At 73.9% G+C, this 14772-nt stretch carries 11 protein-coding genes; 5 read left to right on the forward strand and 6 right to left on the reverse strand.

The window, feature by feature from the left end:
• Positions 1-52: 52 nt before the first annotated feature.
• From ABZ719_RS08500 to ABZ719_RS08515, 4 genes are all read left to right on the forward strand, one after another.
• Complete coding sequence (locus tag ABZ719_RS08500; protein WP_366724440.1) at positions 53-1033, forward strand: ABC transporter permease; 981 nt, start codon at positions 53-55, stop codon at positions 1031-1033.
• Entirely contained in the window at positions 1030-1869 is an 840-nt protein-coding gene (locus ABZ719_RS08505) for an ABC transporter permease (RefSeq protein ID WP_366724441.1), read from the forward strand. Before ABZ719_RS08500 ends, ABZ719_RS08505 begins: the two co-directional genes overlap by 4 nt.
• On the forward strand, positions 1866-3995 hold the full coding sequence (locus tag ABZ719_RS08510) for an ABC transporter ATP-binding protein (protein WP_366724442.1): 2130 nt from the start codon (positions 1866-1868) through the stop codon (positions 3993-3995). The genes ABZ719_RS08505 and ABZ719_RS08510 overlap by 4 nt, the downstream gene beginning before the upstream one ends.
• Positions 3996-4453: 458 nt before the next feature.
• Positions 4454-5803, forward strand: coding sequence for a tetratricopeptide repeat protein (locus ABZ719_RS08515; protein WP_366724443.1), 1350 nt, complete (start codon positions 4454-4456; stop codon positions 5801-5803).
• Here ABZ719_RS08515 and manB read toward each other — a convergent pair.
• The 6 genes from manB to ABZ719_RS08545 form a co-directional block, all read right to left on the reverse strand.
• On the reverse strand, positions 5787-7151 hold the full coding sequence (manB, locus tag ABZ719_RS08520) for a phosphomannomutase/phosphoglucomutase (RefSeq protein ID WP_366724444.1): 1365 nt from the start codon (positions 7149-7151) through the stop codon (positions 5787-5789). The genes ABZ719_RS08515 and manB overlap by 17 nt on opposite strands.
• 111 nt (positions 7152-7262) lie before the next feature.
• Positions 7263-8678, reverse strand: a complete 1416-nt coding sequence (locus ABZ719_RS08525; RefSeq protein WP_366724445.1) for a hypothetical protein — start codon at positions 8676-8678, stop codon at positions 7263-7265.
• Positions 8675-10693 (reverse strand): alpha-1,4-glucan--maltose-1-phosphate maltosyltransferase, encoded by a 2019-nt coding sequence (locus tag ABZ719_RS08530; RefSeq protein ID WP_366724446.1) that lies wholly within the window; start codon positions 10691-10693, stop codon positions 8675-8677. The genes ABZ719_RS08525 and ABZ719_RS08530 overlap by 4 nt, the downstream gene beginning before the upstream one ends.
• Positions 10690-11322, reverse strand: a complete 633-nt coding sequence (locus tag ABZ719_RS08535; RefSeq protein WP_366724447.1) for a DJ-1/PfpI family protein — start codon at positions 11320-11322, stop codon at positions 10690-10692. Before ABZ719_RS08535 ends, ABZ719_RS08530 begins: the two co-directional genes overlap by 4 nt.
• 3 nt (positions 11323-11325) lie before the next feature.
• On the reverse strand, positions 11326-13005 hold the full coding sequence (locus ABZ719_RS08540) for a thiamine pyrophosphate-binding protein (RefSeq protein WP_366724448.1): 1680 nt from the start codon (positions 13003-13005) through the stop codon (positions 11326-11328).
• A 208-nt stretch (positions 13006-13213) separates the two neighbouring features.
• A complete protein-coding gene (locus ABZ719_RS08545; RefSeq protein WP_037859226.1) occupies positions 13214-14053 on the reverse strand; it encodes a type 1 glutamine amidotransferase domain-containing protein in 840 nt (279 codons plus the stop codon).
• Between the two features lie 284 nt (positions 14054-14337).
• On the opposite strand from ABZ719_RS08545, the gene ABZ719_RS08550 reads away from it, so the two are divergent.
• Positions 14338-14760 (forward strand): nuclear transport factor 2 family protein, encoded by a 423-nt coding sequence (locus ABZ719_RS08550; protein ID WP_366724449.1) that lies wholly within the window; start codon positions 14338-14340, stop codon positions 14758-14760.
• Positions 14761-14772: the final 12 nt, after the last annotated feature.

Consider the following 14772-nt stretch of genomic DNA (forward strand, 5'->3'; position numbering starts at 1 on the left):
ACGGGTAACGCGCTCACCAACTCAGCCCGCCGCCCGTCCACCGAGGAGGCTCATGGCCGGCCGTGCGCTCGCGCGCATCGCGCGCAGCGGCGCCCTCCTCCTCGTCTCGGTCCTCGTGTCGTACGTGATCGCCTCGGTGGCGCTCAGCCCGCGCGCCCACTTCGAGAACCGCACCCCCCGGCCGCCCGCCTGGGCGGTCGACCACGAGCTGGCCTCGCTCGGCCTGGACGACCGCACTCCGGTCCTCGTCCGGTTCGGGCACTGGTCGTGGCGGGCGCTCCACGGGGACCTCGGGCGCACGCTCGACGGCGGCTCGGTGAACGCCGAGTTCGGGCGGCGGGTCGGTGTCTCGGTGCGGCTGCTGCTGGCGGGCACGGTGGCGGGGACGGGCCTCGGGGTGCTCGCGGGCCTGTGGGCGGCCGTGCGCCGGGGCCGCCTGCCGGACCACGCGCTGACGGTCCTCTCCTTCCTGGTCCTGTCCGTCCCCACGTTCGTGCTCGCCCTGCTGCTCAAGGACGGCGCGCTCTCCTTCAACCACGGCGTCGGCCACACGGTGATCCGTTACACGGGCGAGTCGACCCCGGGCCGCAGGGGCGGCTTGCTGTCGCAACTCGCGGACCGCGCCTCCCACTTGGTGCTGCCGACCGCGACGGTGGCGCTCGGCACGATCGCGTCCTACAGCCGCTACCAGCGCGCCGCGACCCTGGACGTGCTCGCCGCCGACCACCTGCGCGCCGCGCAGGCCAAGGGGCTCACGCCCGGCCGGGCGCTGCTCCGCCACGGTCTGCGGGTCTCGCTCGTGCCGATGACGACGTTCTTCTCCTTCGGCTTCCTCGCCCTGTTCACCGGTTCGGTCTTCGCCGAGCAGATCTTCGGCTGGCCCGGCATGGGGTGCTGGTTCCTGGACGCGGCGCAGGAGGGCGACGTCAACTCGGTCGTCGCGGTCTGTCTGTTCGCGGCCGTGGCGGTGCTCCTGGCGGGGCTGCTCGCCGACGCGCTGCTGCTGGTGCTCGACCCGCGGGTACGCCGGTGACCCGCGCCCTGACGCGGTCCCCGGCCGCTCTCGTGGGCCTCTTCCTGATCGCGTCGCTGTGCCTGTACGCGGCCGTCGGACCGTACGTGTCCGCGTGGTCCCCCACCGACGTCGACTACGCGGCGCTCAGTGCGCCGCCGGATCCGAGCCACTGGTTCGGCACCAACCGGATCGGGCAGGACGTGTTCGCGCAGACCGCGCGGGGCCTGCAGAAGTCCCTCCTGATCGGCCTGTTCGTGGCGCTGGCGGGTACGGCGTTCGCCGCCCTGGTCGGTACCTGCGCCGGGTACTTCGGCGGCTGGAGCGACCGGGCCCTCACGTTCGTGGTGGACGTGTTCCTCGTGGTGCCCGGCTTCCTGGTGCTCGTCGTGGCGGCGCCCGCGCTGCGCCCGGCGGGCTGGGTGGCCTACGCGGGGGCGCTGGCCGCGCTCGGCTGGATGCTCACGGCGCGGGCGGTCCGCGCGATGGCACTCTCCCTGCGTGAGCGCCCGTACGTGACGGCGGCCCGGCACATGGGCGTACGTCCGCCGGTCATCGTCCGCCGGCACATCCTGCCGCACATGACGTCGTTCCTGATCGCCCACGCGACGGTCTCGACGGCCGGTGCGGTGGTCAGCGAGGCGGGCCTGTCCTACGCCGGTTTCGGTGTGCAGCCGCCCGACGTGTCCCTGGGCACGCTGATCGCGGACAGCACGGAGGCCGCGCTGACCTATCCGTGGATGTTCTTCTTCCCCACCGGCATGCTGCTCTGCTTCGTGCTCGCGGTGAACCTGGTCGGTGACGCGCTGCGCCGGGCGCTCGACCCGTCGGGTGCCCGGGCCGAGGTCCCGGCATGAGCACGGTCCTCGAACTCCGGGACCTGTACGTCGATTTCGGCTCCGGACGTGTCGCCGTGCGGGGTGTCGACCTCACGCTGCGCCGCGGCGAGGTGCTCGGTCTGGTCGGCGAGTCGGGCGCGGGCAAGTCCCTCACGGCGCTCGCGGCGCTCGGACTGCTGCCGCGCGGGGCGCGGGTGCGCGGCTCGGTGCGGCTGCTCGGCACCGAGCTGGTCGGCCTTCCCGTACGCGAGCTGGCGCGGCTGCGCGGCAGCCGGATCTCCCTGGTGTTCCAGGACCCGCTGGCCGCGTTCACGCCGGTGCACCGCATCGGGGACCAGATCGGCGAGGTGCTGCGCATCCACGAACGGCCGCGCCCCGGCCGCCGTTCCGCGCGGCGCCGTGCGGTCGAACTGCTGACCGAGCTGGGCGTCCCCGACCCGGAGCGGGTCTGCCGCGCCTACCCGCACGAACTCTCCGGCGGTCTGCGCCAGCGCGCCATGATCGCGATGGCGGTCGCGGGCCGCCCCGATGTCATCGTCGCCGACGAACCCACCAGTTCCCTCGACGTCAGCGTGCAGGCCGAGATCCTCGCGGCCCTGCGGCAGGCGCGGGCGGCCACCGGGGCGGCACTGCTGCTCGTCAGCCACGACCTCGGCGCGGTCGCGGGCACGGCCGACCGGGTGGCGGTGATGTACGCGGGCCGGGTGGTGGAGACCGCCCCGGCGGACACCCTGTTCGCCGGGCCCCGGATGCCGTACACGGTGGGGCTGCTCGCCGCGGCCCCCCGGCTGGACGCGGCCCACCCCCTGACCCAGATACCGGGCAGGCCGCCGGCGCCGGACGAAGGGAACGAGGGCTGCGGGTTCGCCCCGCGCTGCCCGGTGGCGGGTCCGGGGTGCGCGACCACCGTGCCCGAGCTGGAACTCGTGTCCGCCGGTGTGCCGCCGGACGCGGGAGCGAAGGCCCCGGTGCCCCCTGCCTCGGCGCGCACCCGGCCGCCCTCGGCGGGCGGCCACCTGGTGGCCTGCCTGGACCCCGGGGCCACGGCCACCCGCACGGCGGCGGACCTCTACCCCACCTCTCCCCCGCCCAGGCCCCGCACTCCGGTGCCGGCCGCGACCGGCAACGCGTCCCTGGACGCGCCGGCCCTGCGGGTCACGGCCCTGCGGGCCACCTACGGCACCCACCGTGCCGTGCACCACGCCGACCTCCAGGTGAGCGGCGGCGAGACCGTCGCGCTGGTCGGCGAGTCCGGCGCGGGGAAGTCGACGACGCTGGCCCGGATCATCGCCCTCACCGCACCGGAGTCCGGGCGCATCGAGGTCCTGGGACAGGACACGGCCCGGCTCACCCGGTCCGGGGCGCGGCGCCTGCGCGGCCGGGTGCAGATGGTGCTCCAGGACCCCGCGGCGAGCCTGGACCCCCGGATGACGATCGCCCGGATCATCGCCGAGCCGCTGGAGGCCCAGGGCGCGTCCGCCGCCCGCGTGGCCTCCCGGACGGCCGAGTTGCTCGCCCAGGTGGAGCTGGACCCGCGGACCGCCGGACGGCTCCCGCACCAGCTCTCCGGCGGCCAGGTGCAGCGCGTGGCCCTGGCCCGCGCCCTCGCCGTCCGTCCCGAACTGCTCCTGCTGGACGAGCCCGTCTCGGCGCTCGACGTCTGTGTGCAGGCGGGCGTCATCGCCCTGCTGCGCCGCCTGACCTCCGCGCCCGGCAGTCCGGCCTGTCTGCTCGTCTCGCACGACCTCGCGGTGGTGCGGCAGCTCGCGGACCGGGTCGTGGTCATGCACGGCGGCCGGACCGTGGAGTCGGGCACCGTCGACGCGGTGTTCGACCGTCCCCGGCACCCTTACACACGCGCCCTGCTGTCCGCCGTGCCCGTCCTCGGGCCGCGCGCGCGGCGGCCGCGCCCGGTCCGGCCGCTCACCCCCTGGGAGGACGTCGACACGTCCACCGGCTGCGCCTACCGGGGGAGCTGCGCCGTCTACCGCCGGCTCCCGGCGGAGCACCGTCTGCTGTGCGAGCGCGACCTGCCCGCGCCCCCGGCGGCGGACGGCGCTGCCTGCCATTTCCCCCGGACGGACGAGGGGGCGCCCCTCCACGGCCGGCCGGCCCCGGAGGAACACCCCCCTGCCGCCCAGTGATCCGGCAGGGCGTCCGGTGCGCCGGGGCCGGACCCGGGTTCCCCCCGGGCGGCTCACCGGGACGCCGGTGAGCCGCCCGGGGACGCCGGTCAGCAGCAGGCCCCGCCGATCGACGCCTCCTTGCTGACCGGGACCGGCCGGCCGGCTCCGGCGGAATCGATGCGCCAGCCGAGGACCGCGCCTCCCCCCACGCACAGAACCAGGAGGAGTACCAGCAGACTGTTCCTCATCGTCGAGCCCCCCAATCGTCACGCTCTTCTGTGAGTTGACAAGCTGAGTCAAGTATCAGTCACTTCTTTAGTCAAGTAATAGCACGGCAAAGCCCGCTGGCCGATCCAGTCGATCTCCCTACTCCCCTTGGGGAGAGGAGACTTGACCCACACCCCTAGGCTTCGCAGAGTCACGCTGGTAACTTTGAGTTGTCACACAACTAGTCATGAACTCCGGAAGGAGTCCCCATGGATCACGCCAAGGTGGAACAGGCAGAGGGCCTTGGGGGCCGCATAAGGACCCTTCGGACACGGCGCGGACTGAAGCAGCAGGACCTGGCCTCGGCCGACGCCTCGACGAGCTACATCTCCCTGATCGAGTCCGGCAAGCGAGTGCCGTCACCCGCGGTGCTGGCCGCCATCGCGGAGAAGCTCGGCACCTCCACCGACTACCTGCTGACCGGGGTCGACGACCGCCGCGCCGAGGAGAACCGGCTGAAGCTGGCCTTCGCCGAGATGGCGCTGCGCAACGGGGACAACGGCGAGGCCCTGCAGTCCTTCGGTGAACTCCTCTCCCAGCGCTCGACCCTGGACGGTGCCATGATCCGGCGCGCTCTCATCGGCCAGGCCGCCGCGCTCGAGAAGACCGGCCGCCTCGAAGCCGCGCTCTCCGTCCTCGACGGCCTGCACCGCGACCCCTCGATCGCCGTCGGCTCCGACGAATGGTGCCGCATCGCCGTCGCCCTGTGCCGCTGCTACCGCGACGCCGGGGACGTCGCGCTCAGCATCGACATCGGTGAACGGGCGGTGGCCCAGCTCGACGGACTCGGCCTCGAGACGACGATGGACCACATCCAGCTCGGCGTCACCCTCATGGGCTCCTACCACATGCGCGGCGACCTCACCCGCGCCCAGCTCCTCGGGGAGCGCCTGCTGCCCGCCGCCGAGACCCAGGGCTCCCACGGGGCGCGCGGCGCCGTCTACTGGAACGCGGGACTCGTCGCGGGCTCCCAGGGGCGGCTGAGCGAGGCGATCGCCCTGACCGAGCGGGCCCTGGCGATGATGGCCGAGGGCGACAACGCGCGCCATGCGGCCATGCTCAGGATGAACTACGGCTCGATGCTCCTCCAGCTGGACCCGCCCCGCCCCGAACAGGCCGTGGAACTGCTGGAGTCCGCGCAGGAGACGCTGGCCGAGGTCGGCAGCGCCAGCGAGCTGTCCCGCTGCGAGCTGAACCTGGCCAAGGCGGAGAAGCAGCTCGGCCACTGGGACACGGCCGCCGCCCACGCGGAGCGGGCGCTCGGGCTGCTCGGCTCCGACTCCCGGGTGCTGTCCGCGCTGGCCCGGACCTACCTCGCCGAGATCTGCCTGCTGCGCAGCGCCCCGGAAGAGGCCGTCCAGCACCTCCAGTCGGCCGCACGCCAGTTGCGGCAGCTGCCGGCCTCCCAGGACTCCGCGCAGACCTGGCGCCACATCGGCGACCTGTGGCGCCACCACGGCAACACCGACGAGGCGCTCAAGGCCTACGACATGGCGCTCACCACCGCCGGCCTGGCTCGCACCCGTGCCCCGGAGGCCGCCCTCACCGACCGGCGCTGACCACCACCTCCACCACCCGGTCCCGCAGCCGTTCCATCGCCGCGACCGTCCCCGCCTCCACGTTCACCCGGACGACGGGGCCGGTCCCCGGTACGCGCACGTTGAACCAGGCGCCGTCGGCCAGCTCGCCGGTCACACCGTCGAGGTGGTCGAGCGCCGTGCCCTCGGCGGCGAAGTGCCGCACCACGCGCTGCAGGGCGGCCAGCGGGTCGGGCACCCGCACCTCGAGCGTGCCGGAGCAGGCGTACCGGTCGTGCCGGGCGGCCAGTTCCGACAGCTCCCGGCCCGACTCGCCGAGTTCCGCCAGCAGGTGCAGCGCGGCCAGCATGCCGGTGTCGGCGTACCAGAAGTCACGGAAGTAGTAGTGGCCGCTGTGCGCGCCGCCGAACGCCGCGTCCTGTTCGGCCATCAGCGCCTTGACGGCGGCCGGACCGGTGCGCGAGCGCACCGGGATGCCGCCCGCCTCCTTGATGGCGTCGATGGCGGAGGTGGCGGTCAGCAGGTCGTGGACCACCGCGGCGCCCGGCCGGCGGGCCAGTTCCCGCCCGGCCACCAGCGCGATCACCGTGGCGGGCGGCACCGGCGCGCCGCGCTCGTCGACGGCGGCCATCCGGTTCCCGTCCCCGTCGAAGGCCAGCCCGGCGTCGGCCCCCGACTCGCGCACCTTCTCGCCCAGCGCGCCCACGTCGGCCAGGTACGGCGCCCAGTGCGGGACCGGGCCCGCCAACTCGAAGTGCAGCGGGACCAGTTCGATCGACGGGTGGCCGAGGACGAGCGGCGCGGTGCGGGCCGCCGCCCCGTTGCCGGCGTCGACGACGACCTTCAGCGGGCGGATGTCCGAGAGGTCGACGAGCGTGCGCAGGTGCCCGGCGTAGTCGGGCAGGAGGCGGGCGGGCAGCACCGAGCCGGGGCGGTCGGCCAGTGGCGGGCGCGGTCCGCGCAGGCGGCGGCGGAGCAGTTCCATGCCGCTGCCCTCGTCGACGTCGACGGCGCCCGCGTGGCACAGCCGGATCCCGTTGTACGCGGCCGGTGCCCGGTCGGCGGTGATCATGGCGCCGGGGACGTCCAGGCGGCCCGAGACGTAGGACAGGTAGTCGGTGGAGCCCAGGCCCGCGTCGACGACGTCGGCGCCCTGGTCGAGGACGCCCTGGCCGAACGCGTCGGCGAGGCAGGGCGAGGACGCCCGCGCGTCGTGGGCCACGGCGACCGTGCCCGCGCCGGTCAGCTCGGTGAAGGCGGCTCCGGCGCGGTAGGCGAGGCCGGGGTCGACCTCGGCGCGGAACAGGCCCCGGATGTCGTACGGGGTCACGATCCGGTCGTACAGGTCGTCCTCGGGTTCAGTGGTCATCGAGGCAGTTCTCCTCAAGGTCGGGGACGGGGCCGCCGGCCGGCTCCGGCCGGCGGCCCGACGCCGTCGTCGCGCGGGTTCCGGGCGGGCGGGGCCGGGTGCGGCGTCCCGTCACGTACGGGCCAGCCGGTGCACCGCCTCCAGCGGGATCGGCAGCCAGTCCGGGCGGTGCCGGTGCTCGTAGACGGCCTCGTAGACAGCCTTGTCCGCTTCGAACGCCCGGAGCCACAGGGGGTGGCAGTGCGGATCCGTGCCGCCGGCGTCCGCGTAACCGGCCAGGAACGCGCGGCGGTTGCGCAGCGCCCAGGCCCGTGCGCGGCGGGCACGGCGCAGACGGGGTCCCGGGGCGTCGTCCGGATCGCGTGCGCGCAGGGCCCGCAGGCCCGCCTGGGCGGCGTAGTCGAAGGAGCGGAGCATGCCCGCCAGGTCCCTCAGCACCGGCTGCGGGGCGGCGCGTTCGGCGGCGGGACGCGCCGGTTCGCCCTCGAAGTCGATCAGCCGCCAGCCGGACGGCGTGGGCAGCGCCTGGCCCAGGTGCAGGTCGCCGTGGACCCGCTGGGCGAGGACGGGGCAGCCGCGCGCGCCGGCCCGCGCGTAGTCGTCGTAGAGCCGGGTGATCGGGGCCCGGTGGCGGGCCAGCGCCGGTACCTCCCGCATCGCCCGGTCCAGACGCTCGGTCATCTCGGCCGCCTGGCGTGCGATGTCGTGCGGGGTGAGCAGCACCCGCGGGAAGACGTCGGCCAGCGCCGTGTGCACCTCGGCGACGGCCGCGCCCAGGGCCCGGGCGTGCGCGGTGAAGCCGCCGGTCGCCGGGACGGTGGGGCAGGTGCCGTCCACGCAGTCGGTGACCTGGCGCACCGCGGCCTGCCAGCCGTCGCCCTCGGCGGGCAGGAGGTCCTCCATGAGCCCGAGGACCAGGCCGGTGGGTCCGCCGAGCAGGGTGCCGTGCAGCCGCGGGGTGCGGACGCAGTTCGCCTCGGTGAGCGCGCGCAGCGTCTCGACCTCCAGGTGGGTGCCGGGTTCGGGGCGCCGGTAGATCTTGAGCAGCAGCCGGTCGCCGTAGACGACGGCGCTGTTGCTCTGGTCGGCGGTCAGCGGCCGGGGCACCAGGCCCACGGGCAGCGGCATCCGGGTGGCGCGGTGCAGGCGCAGGCCGCCGTCGGTGCCCTGCGCGAGGTGGCGCAGGAGCACCCCCATGAGCGCGGCGTCCTCCGTGGCCTCGTACAGGGTCCAGCCGCGCCGGTCGCCGTCCGGCACCTGTCCGATGGCCGCGCCCGCGAGCCGCCGGGGCAGGTCGGGGCGCAGCCCGAGCAGGAGCTGGTACAGCTGTCCGTCCTGGGTGCGCAGCACGGTGTGCAGCAGCGCGGGTGCCTGCTCCCGTACGACGTTGACCAGGACCGGGGTGAGGGCGCCGGCGGGGGACGGGCCGGCCGCGTACCAGCGGCGTGTGCGCAGCCAGGGGCCGAGCAGCGGCAGCAGCGGCGCGAGGTCCTGCCGCGGCGCGGCCTCCGCCGGGGCGAGGGTCATGGCGTCTCCCCCACGGGAACCAGCAGGTGGGCCGGGGTGCGGCCGGGTTCCAGGCGGAAGTACGTCTCGCGGCGCCAGGCGTGGATCTCGCCGGTGAGTTCGTCGCGCATCTTCAGCGAGCCGTCGTCGGGCAGGCCGAGCGCGGCCAGGTCGAAGGCGACGGTGCCCTCGGCCGGGTGGTGCGGGTCGAGGTTGACGACGGCGAGGACGGTGTCCAGCGAGCCGTCGGGCAGCCTGACCTGCTTGGAGTAGGCGACGACCTGCGGGTGCGGCACCGGGTGGAAGCGGAGGTTGCGCAGCTCCTGGAGCGCGGGGTGGGCGCGGCGCAGTGCGTTGAGCCGGGTGATCAGCGGGGCGATGGAGCGGCCCTGGGCCTCGGCCGCGGCCCAGTCGCGCGGGCGCAGCTCGTACTTCTCGGAGTTCTTGTAGTCCTCGGTGCCCGGTTCGAGGGCCTCGTTCTCGCACAGTTCGTAGCCCGCGTACATCCCCCAGGCCGGGGCGAGGGTGGCGGCGAGCACGGCCCGCGTCTCGAAGGCGGGGCGGTCGCCTTCCTGGAGGTAGGCGTGCAGGATGTCCGGGGTGTTCACGAAGAGGTTGGGGCGCAGGAAGTCGGCGCTGTCGTGGGCGAGTTCGTGCGCGTACTCGGTCAGCTCCTCCTTCTCGTTCTTCCAGGTGAAGTAGGTGTACGACTGCTGGAAGCCGGCCTGCGCCAGGGCGTGCACCATGGCGCGCCGGGTGAAGGCCTCGGCGAGGAACACCACGTCGGGGTCACGGTCGTTGACCTCCGCGATCACCCGCTTCCAGAAGCCGACGGGCTTGGTGTGCGGGTTGTCGACGCGGAAGATCCTGACGCCCTGGTCCGTCCAGAACCGCAGCAGCCGCACGCTCTCGGCGACCAGTCCCTCGAAGTCCCGGTCGAAGGCGAGGGGGTGGATGTCCTCGTACTTCTTGGGCGGGTTCTCGGCGGGGGCGACGGAGCCGTCGATGCGCTGGGTGAACCACTCGGGGTGCTCGGTGAGCCACGGGTGGTCGGGTGAGCACTGCAGGGCGAAGTCGAGCGCCACCTCCAGGCCCAGCTCCTGCGCGTCGGCGACGAAACGGCGGAAGTCGTCGAGGGTGCCGAGGTCCGGGTGGACGGCGTCGTGGCCGCCCTCGGCCGAACCGATCGCCCACGGCGAGCCGACGTCGTGCTCGCCGGCGACGAGGGCGTTGTCGGGGCCCTTGCGGTGGGAGCGTCCGATGGGGTGGATCGGCGGGAGGTACACGACGTCGAAGCCCATGGCGGCGATCGCGGGCAGCCGCAGTGCCGCCGTGGCGAACGTGCCGCTGACCGGTGGGGCGCCGTCGGTCAGCCGGGCGCCCTCCGAGCGCGGGAACATCTCGTACCAGGCGCCGACCAGGGCCCTGCGCCGCTCGACGAGCAGGGGCAACGGCCAGGAGGAGGTGACCAGTTCGCGCAGCGGGTGGCGGCGCAGCGCCGCGACCGCCTCGGGGGCGGCGCTCGCGGCGAGCCGGCGGCCGGCCGGGCTCGCCCCGTCGCGCAGGGCTCGCGCCACCGCGCTCACCGCGTCCCGGTGCCGGGCGTCCGGGATCCCGAAGGCGGCCCGCTCGTACAGCAGCGCGCCCTCGGCGAGCAGCAGGTCGACGTCGACGCCGGCGGGGATCTTCACCTCGGCGTCGCGTCGCCAGGTGGCGACGGGGTCGGCCCACGCCTCCACGCTGTACGTCCACCTGCCCGGCGGGCCGGCGACGACGGTGGCCTCCCACCGGTCGGCGTCCGGGTCGACCAGCCGCATCGGGGTCCAGGCCGCGGGCAGCCCCCGCGCGTCCCGCAGCACGACGTTGGCCCCGATCTCGCCCGAGCCCTCGCGGAACACCGTGGCGCTGACGGTGAGCGTCTCCCCCGTGACGGCCTTCACGGGCACGGCACCGCCGCGCACCTGGGGGCGGACGTCGCGGATGGGGATGCGGTCGCCGACGGGGACGCGGGCGCCGGGGTCCATGACGGCGGTCATCGCGCGCCTCCCAGGGCCGCGGTCCGGGTCGTGCTGCGCGCCCGCGCCGCCCGTTCCCGGTCACGGGCGGCGATCAGGTCGATGATGGTCCGGGCGAACAGGTGGCAGTGCGCCCCGGTGCGCCCGGTGACCAGGTCGTCGTCGACGACGACGTCCTGGTCGACGTACCGGCCGCCCATGTTCCGCAGGTCGCCGAGCAGGTTGTTGTGGACGACGGCGCGGCGGCCGCGCATCAGGTGCGGCACCGGCGCGGTCAGCCACATGCCGTGGCAGATGATGCCCTTGACGATGGCCGGGTCCTGGAAGGCGCGGCGCAGGAACCGTACGGCGGGCGGCAGTTCGTCGGGGTCCTCGGTGTAGCGCAGGCGGTCGGAGACCATTCCGGAGGGGACGATCAGCGCCGAGAACTCCTTGAGCGCGAACTCGTCGATGTCCTCGAAGGACTCGCGCACGACGAACGGCATCCGGTGCTCGTGCCCCTGGAAGGTGATCTCGTCCTGGCCCCACATCCGGGACAGGAAGTGCACCTCGGCGCCTTCCTCGGGGAAGCGGTGCTGGTAGTAGAGGATCTCGGGTTCGTAGAAGTCGCTCTCCAGCAGGATCGCGATCTTGTGCCCTCTCAGTCGCACGGCTCACTCCTGCCTTCCGCGTCCGGTGACCAGGTCGACCAGGAAGGGGCCGGGGGTGCCGAGCGCCTGCTCGACGGCCGCGGCGGCCTGGCCGGGTTTCTCGACCCGGACGCCGGGGACGCCCAGGGATCGTGCCAGCGCGACGAAGTCGATGGCCGGCGTGGACAGGTCGAACATCTCCGGCTGTTCGTGCGCGGTGACGCCGACGCTCTTCCAGTACTCCTCGATGTTGAGTTCGAGGAGTTTGTAGCTGCTGTTGTTGCAGATGACGAACTTGGCGCCGATGCCGTGGCGGGCCGCGGTCCACAGCGCCTGGATCGTGTACAGGGAGCCGCCGTCACCGGTGAAGCCGACCACCGTGCGCTCGGGGTGGGCGAGCCGGGCGGCGATGGCGCCGGGGATGCCGACGCCGAGGGAGCCGCCCCTGGTCTGGTGCCAGTGGCCGGGCCGTGCCGGCGGCAGGTGGCGGCTGAGGTCGGGGGATGCGGTGAGGGCCTCGTCGAAGACAACGGCGTCCTCGGGGAGCCGGCGGGCCAGCTCCTGGAGGAAGGCCGCCGTCGGCAGGGCGTCCGGGGCGAACGCGGCCGGATCGCCGCGCCGTGCCTCGGCCAGTTCGCGCGAGCGCCGCGCCGACCGCAGGGCGAACCACTCCTCGGCGCGCGCCCGGGCCCGCGGGTCCATCCGCCGTTCCAGCGCGTGGGCGAGGCCGTCGAGCGTGCGCCTGGGGTCGGCGGCGATGCCCAGGTCGACGGGGAAGTTCTTGGCGATGGCGTCGGTGTCCAGGTCGATGTGGACGACCGGGGCGCCGTCGGCGAAGACGCCGTCGAGGGCCGGGTAGACCTCGGGCAGCGCGTAGGTTCCGACGATCAGGACGGCGTCCGCGGCGGCGGTGACCTTGCGGCTGCTGTCGCCGAACATGTGGCCGAGCTGTCCGGCGTAGGCGGGGTGGGCGGCCGACAGGTTGACCTCCGCCCAGTCCGCTCCCCACACCTCGGCGCCCCAGGTCCTGGCGAGCCGGCCCAGTTCCTCCTGGGCGCCCGCGAAGTGGACGCCGTCGCCGGCGATGACGATCGGCCGCTCGGCCGCCGCCAGGAGCCCCGCCGCCCGCTCCAGCACCTCGGGGGCGGCCGGGGCCGAGACGTCGACGTAGGAGGTGGGCACGGCGGGTTCACCGGTGTGGCGGTCCATGACGTCGGCGGGCAGGACGACGAGGACCGGGCCGTACGGCGGGGTCGCCGCCACCTTGAAGGCGCGGCGCAGCACCCGCAGCGCCGACTCGGGGTCGACCACCCGCGTCGCCCACTTGGTGACGGGCTCGGCCATGGCGACCAGGTCGACGGCCATCTGGGCGTCCATGGCGTCGTAGCGCAGGCCCGCCTCGCCGGCGACGGCCACCAGCGGGGCGTGCCCGCGCCGTGCCTGGTAGAGCATGCCGACCGCGTTGCCGACGCCGACGCCGGTGTGCAGCTGCATCACGGCCGGGGTGCGCGTCGCCCGCGCGTAGCCGTCGGCGAGGCCGACGACGCTGGATTCCTGGAGCGCGAGGATGTACTCGATGTCCGGGAAGTTGCGCAATTCGTCGAGGAAACCCTGCTCGACCGTGCCGGGGTTGCCGAACATGTACCGCACCCCGTCGGCGCGCAGTTGTTCGAGGATCGCGACCCGCGCGGGCCTGCTGACCATGACGTGCACCTTTCTGCGAAGGCTTCGAGCTGCGGACAGAAGCGGGGCCCGATCGGCGGGCGGTGCCCGGTGCGTGCGATCGCAAGGCGCCGCAAGGTTCCTGGAGCTGTCAGGACCTTCCGGCGACGCGGTGAGGGCGCGTGCCGGGCGCCGGCCGCCAAGGCCCGCTTCTGTTCGCGGCTCTTGCGTGGCTGCCGTGCGGTCGGGGTCAGTCGTCGGCGCGGAAGCCCCACTGACGCAGGCCGTCCTCCAGGACCTCGACGAGCTTCTGGCCCGTCAGGTAGGAGTCCGGCGTCGAACGGCCCGTGATGAACGGGTAGTCGACGATGACGGACGTCTCCTTGCCGAAGTTGCCGTGGAAGGCGCCGCCGGGCGCGGTCGCGTCGCGCAGGATGTACTCCAGCGGGTAGGGCGGCGGGCCGATGACGAAGTCGGTGCCCATGAAGCCGGTGCCGTCCTTGTAGTCGTACTCGATGCAGTGCCCGGTGACGTGCTTGCCCCGGATGATGGAGACGCGGTCCTCCTGGTCGCGGGCGAAGGCGAGCGGCGCGACGCCGTAGCATTCGGCGGCGATCGGCATGTCCAGGGCGTGGAAGGCGAGGATCAGGTCGTGCACCCGCCAGTTGTTGGCGAGGTCGACGATGGGTCCGGAGCCGCCGACGATGAGCAGGGCGTCGTAGCGGTCGGCGATCTGGTCGCGGATCTGCTCCAGGCGCGTGTTGTACGCCTCCCAGTCCCGCAGGAAGTACGGCTTGGAGCGGTAGGGCCGGTCGGGCAGCCAGGACGACAGGTCGAGGGGGCCGTCCAGGCGCGGGGAGCTGTCGATCGCCCGGACCTTGGCGGCCATCTCGGGCGTGGTGACGGAGCGGCCGAGCGGCGGGTCCACGTAGTCGGGGTCCATGCTCGGCGGCAGGGCGACCGGACGCTTGCCGGTGGGCGTGGCGAAGGTGACCTGGTAGCCGGCCTTGTCGAAGGTCTCCAGCGGGCCGATCAGCTCCTCGCCCCAGTAGCCGTATTCGGACAGGACGACGAGGATGCGCTTGCTCATGGGGTGTCCTCTCGTGCGACGCGGGTCGGATGGGACCGGTCGAACTCATGTCTACGTTCCGCGGGCCGGGCCCGGCACGGGCGGCCGTCCCGGTCGCCCCACATCCCCAAGTGGGTGCGCGCACTACGCCATTTCGCCCGCCGACGTCGGCAAGCCCGCCGGCCGACCTCACGCAATGCGCGCGCCGGGCGTCCGGGCCGGGCGGCGGGCCCGGCCGCCGTGGCCCAATCGACCGGGACACCTCCGGATGACACCGGACACTCCTTCAGCGAGAGGGACTTGGCATGACGACCGCACAGAGCCCGCGGACGGAGCCCGGCCAGGACGTCGCCGCGTTCGTCCAGCACTGGTACGACATCCTGAGCAGCCACGAGCCGGTCGAGGACCTGCTGCCGCACGTGATCGACGACGGCCTGGAGATGGCCTTCCCCGAGCGCACCCTGCGCTCCCACGCCGACTTCCGCGACTGGTACGCGGCGGTGGGCGAGAGCTTCGGCCCGCAGAGCCACATCGTGGAGAAGCTGCGCACCCACGAGCACGACGGTCTCGTCGACGTCGAGGTGACCGTCGTGTGGACCGCCAAGAACCTCTCCGACGGCAGTGTGTCGGCCCTGCGCATCGACCAGACCTGGCAGCTGGTGCGCGAGGGTGCGGACGGTGCCTTGCGCATCCGCACCTACCACGTCGGCGCCCTGAACCCGGCCTGAGCCGGCGATGCG

The organism is Streptomyces sp. NPDC006743 (genome assembly GCF_040703815.1).
In the GTDB taxonomy this organism is placed as follows: domain Bacteria; phylum Actinomycetota; class Actinomycetes; order Streptomycetales; family Streptomycetaceae; genus Streptomyces.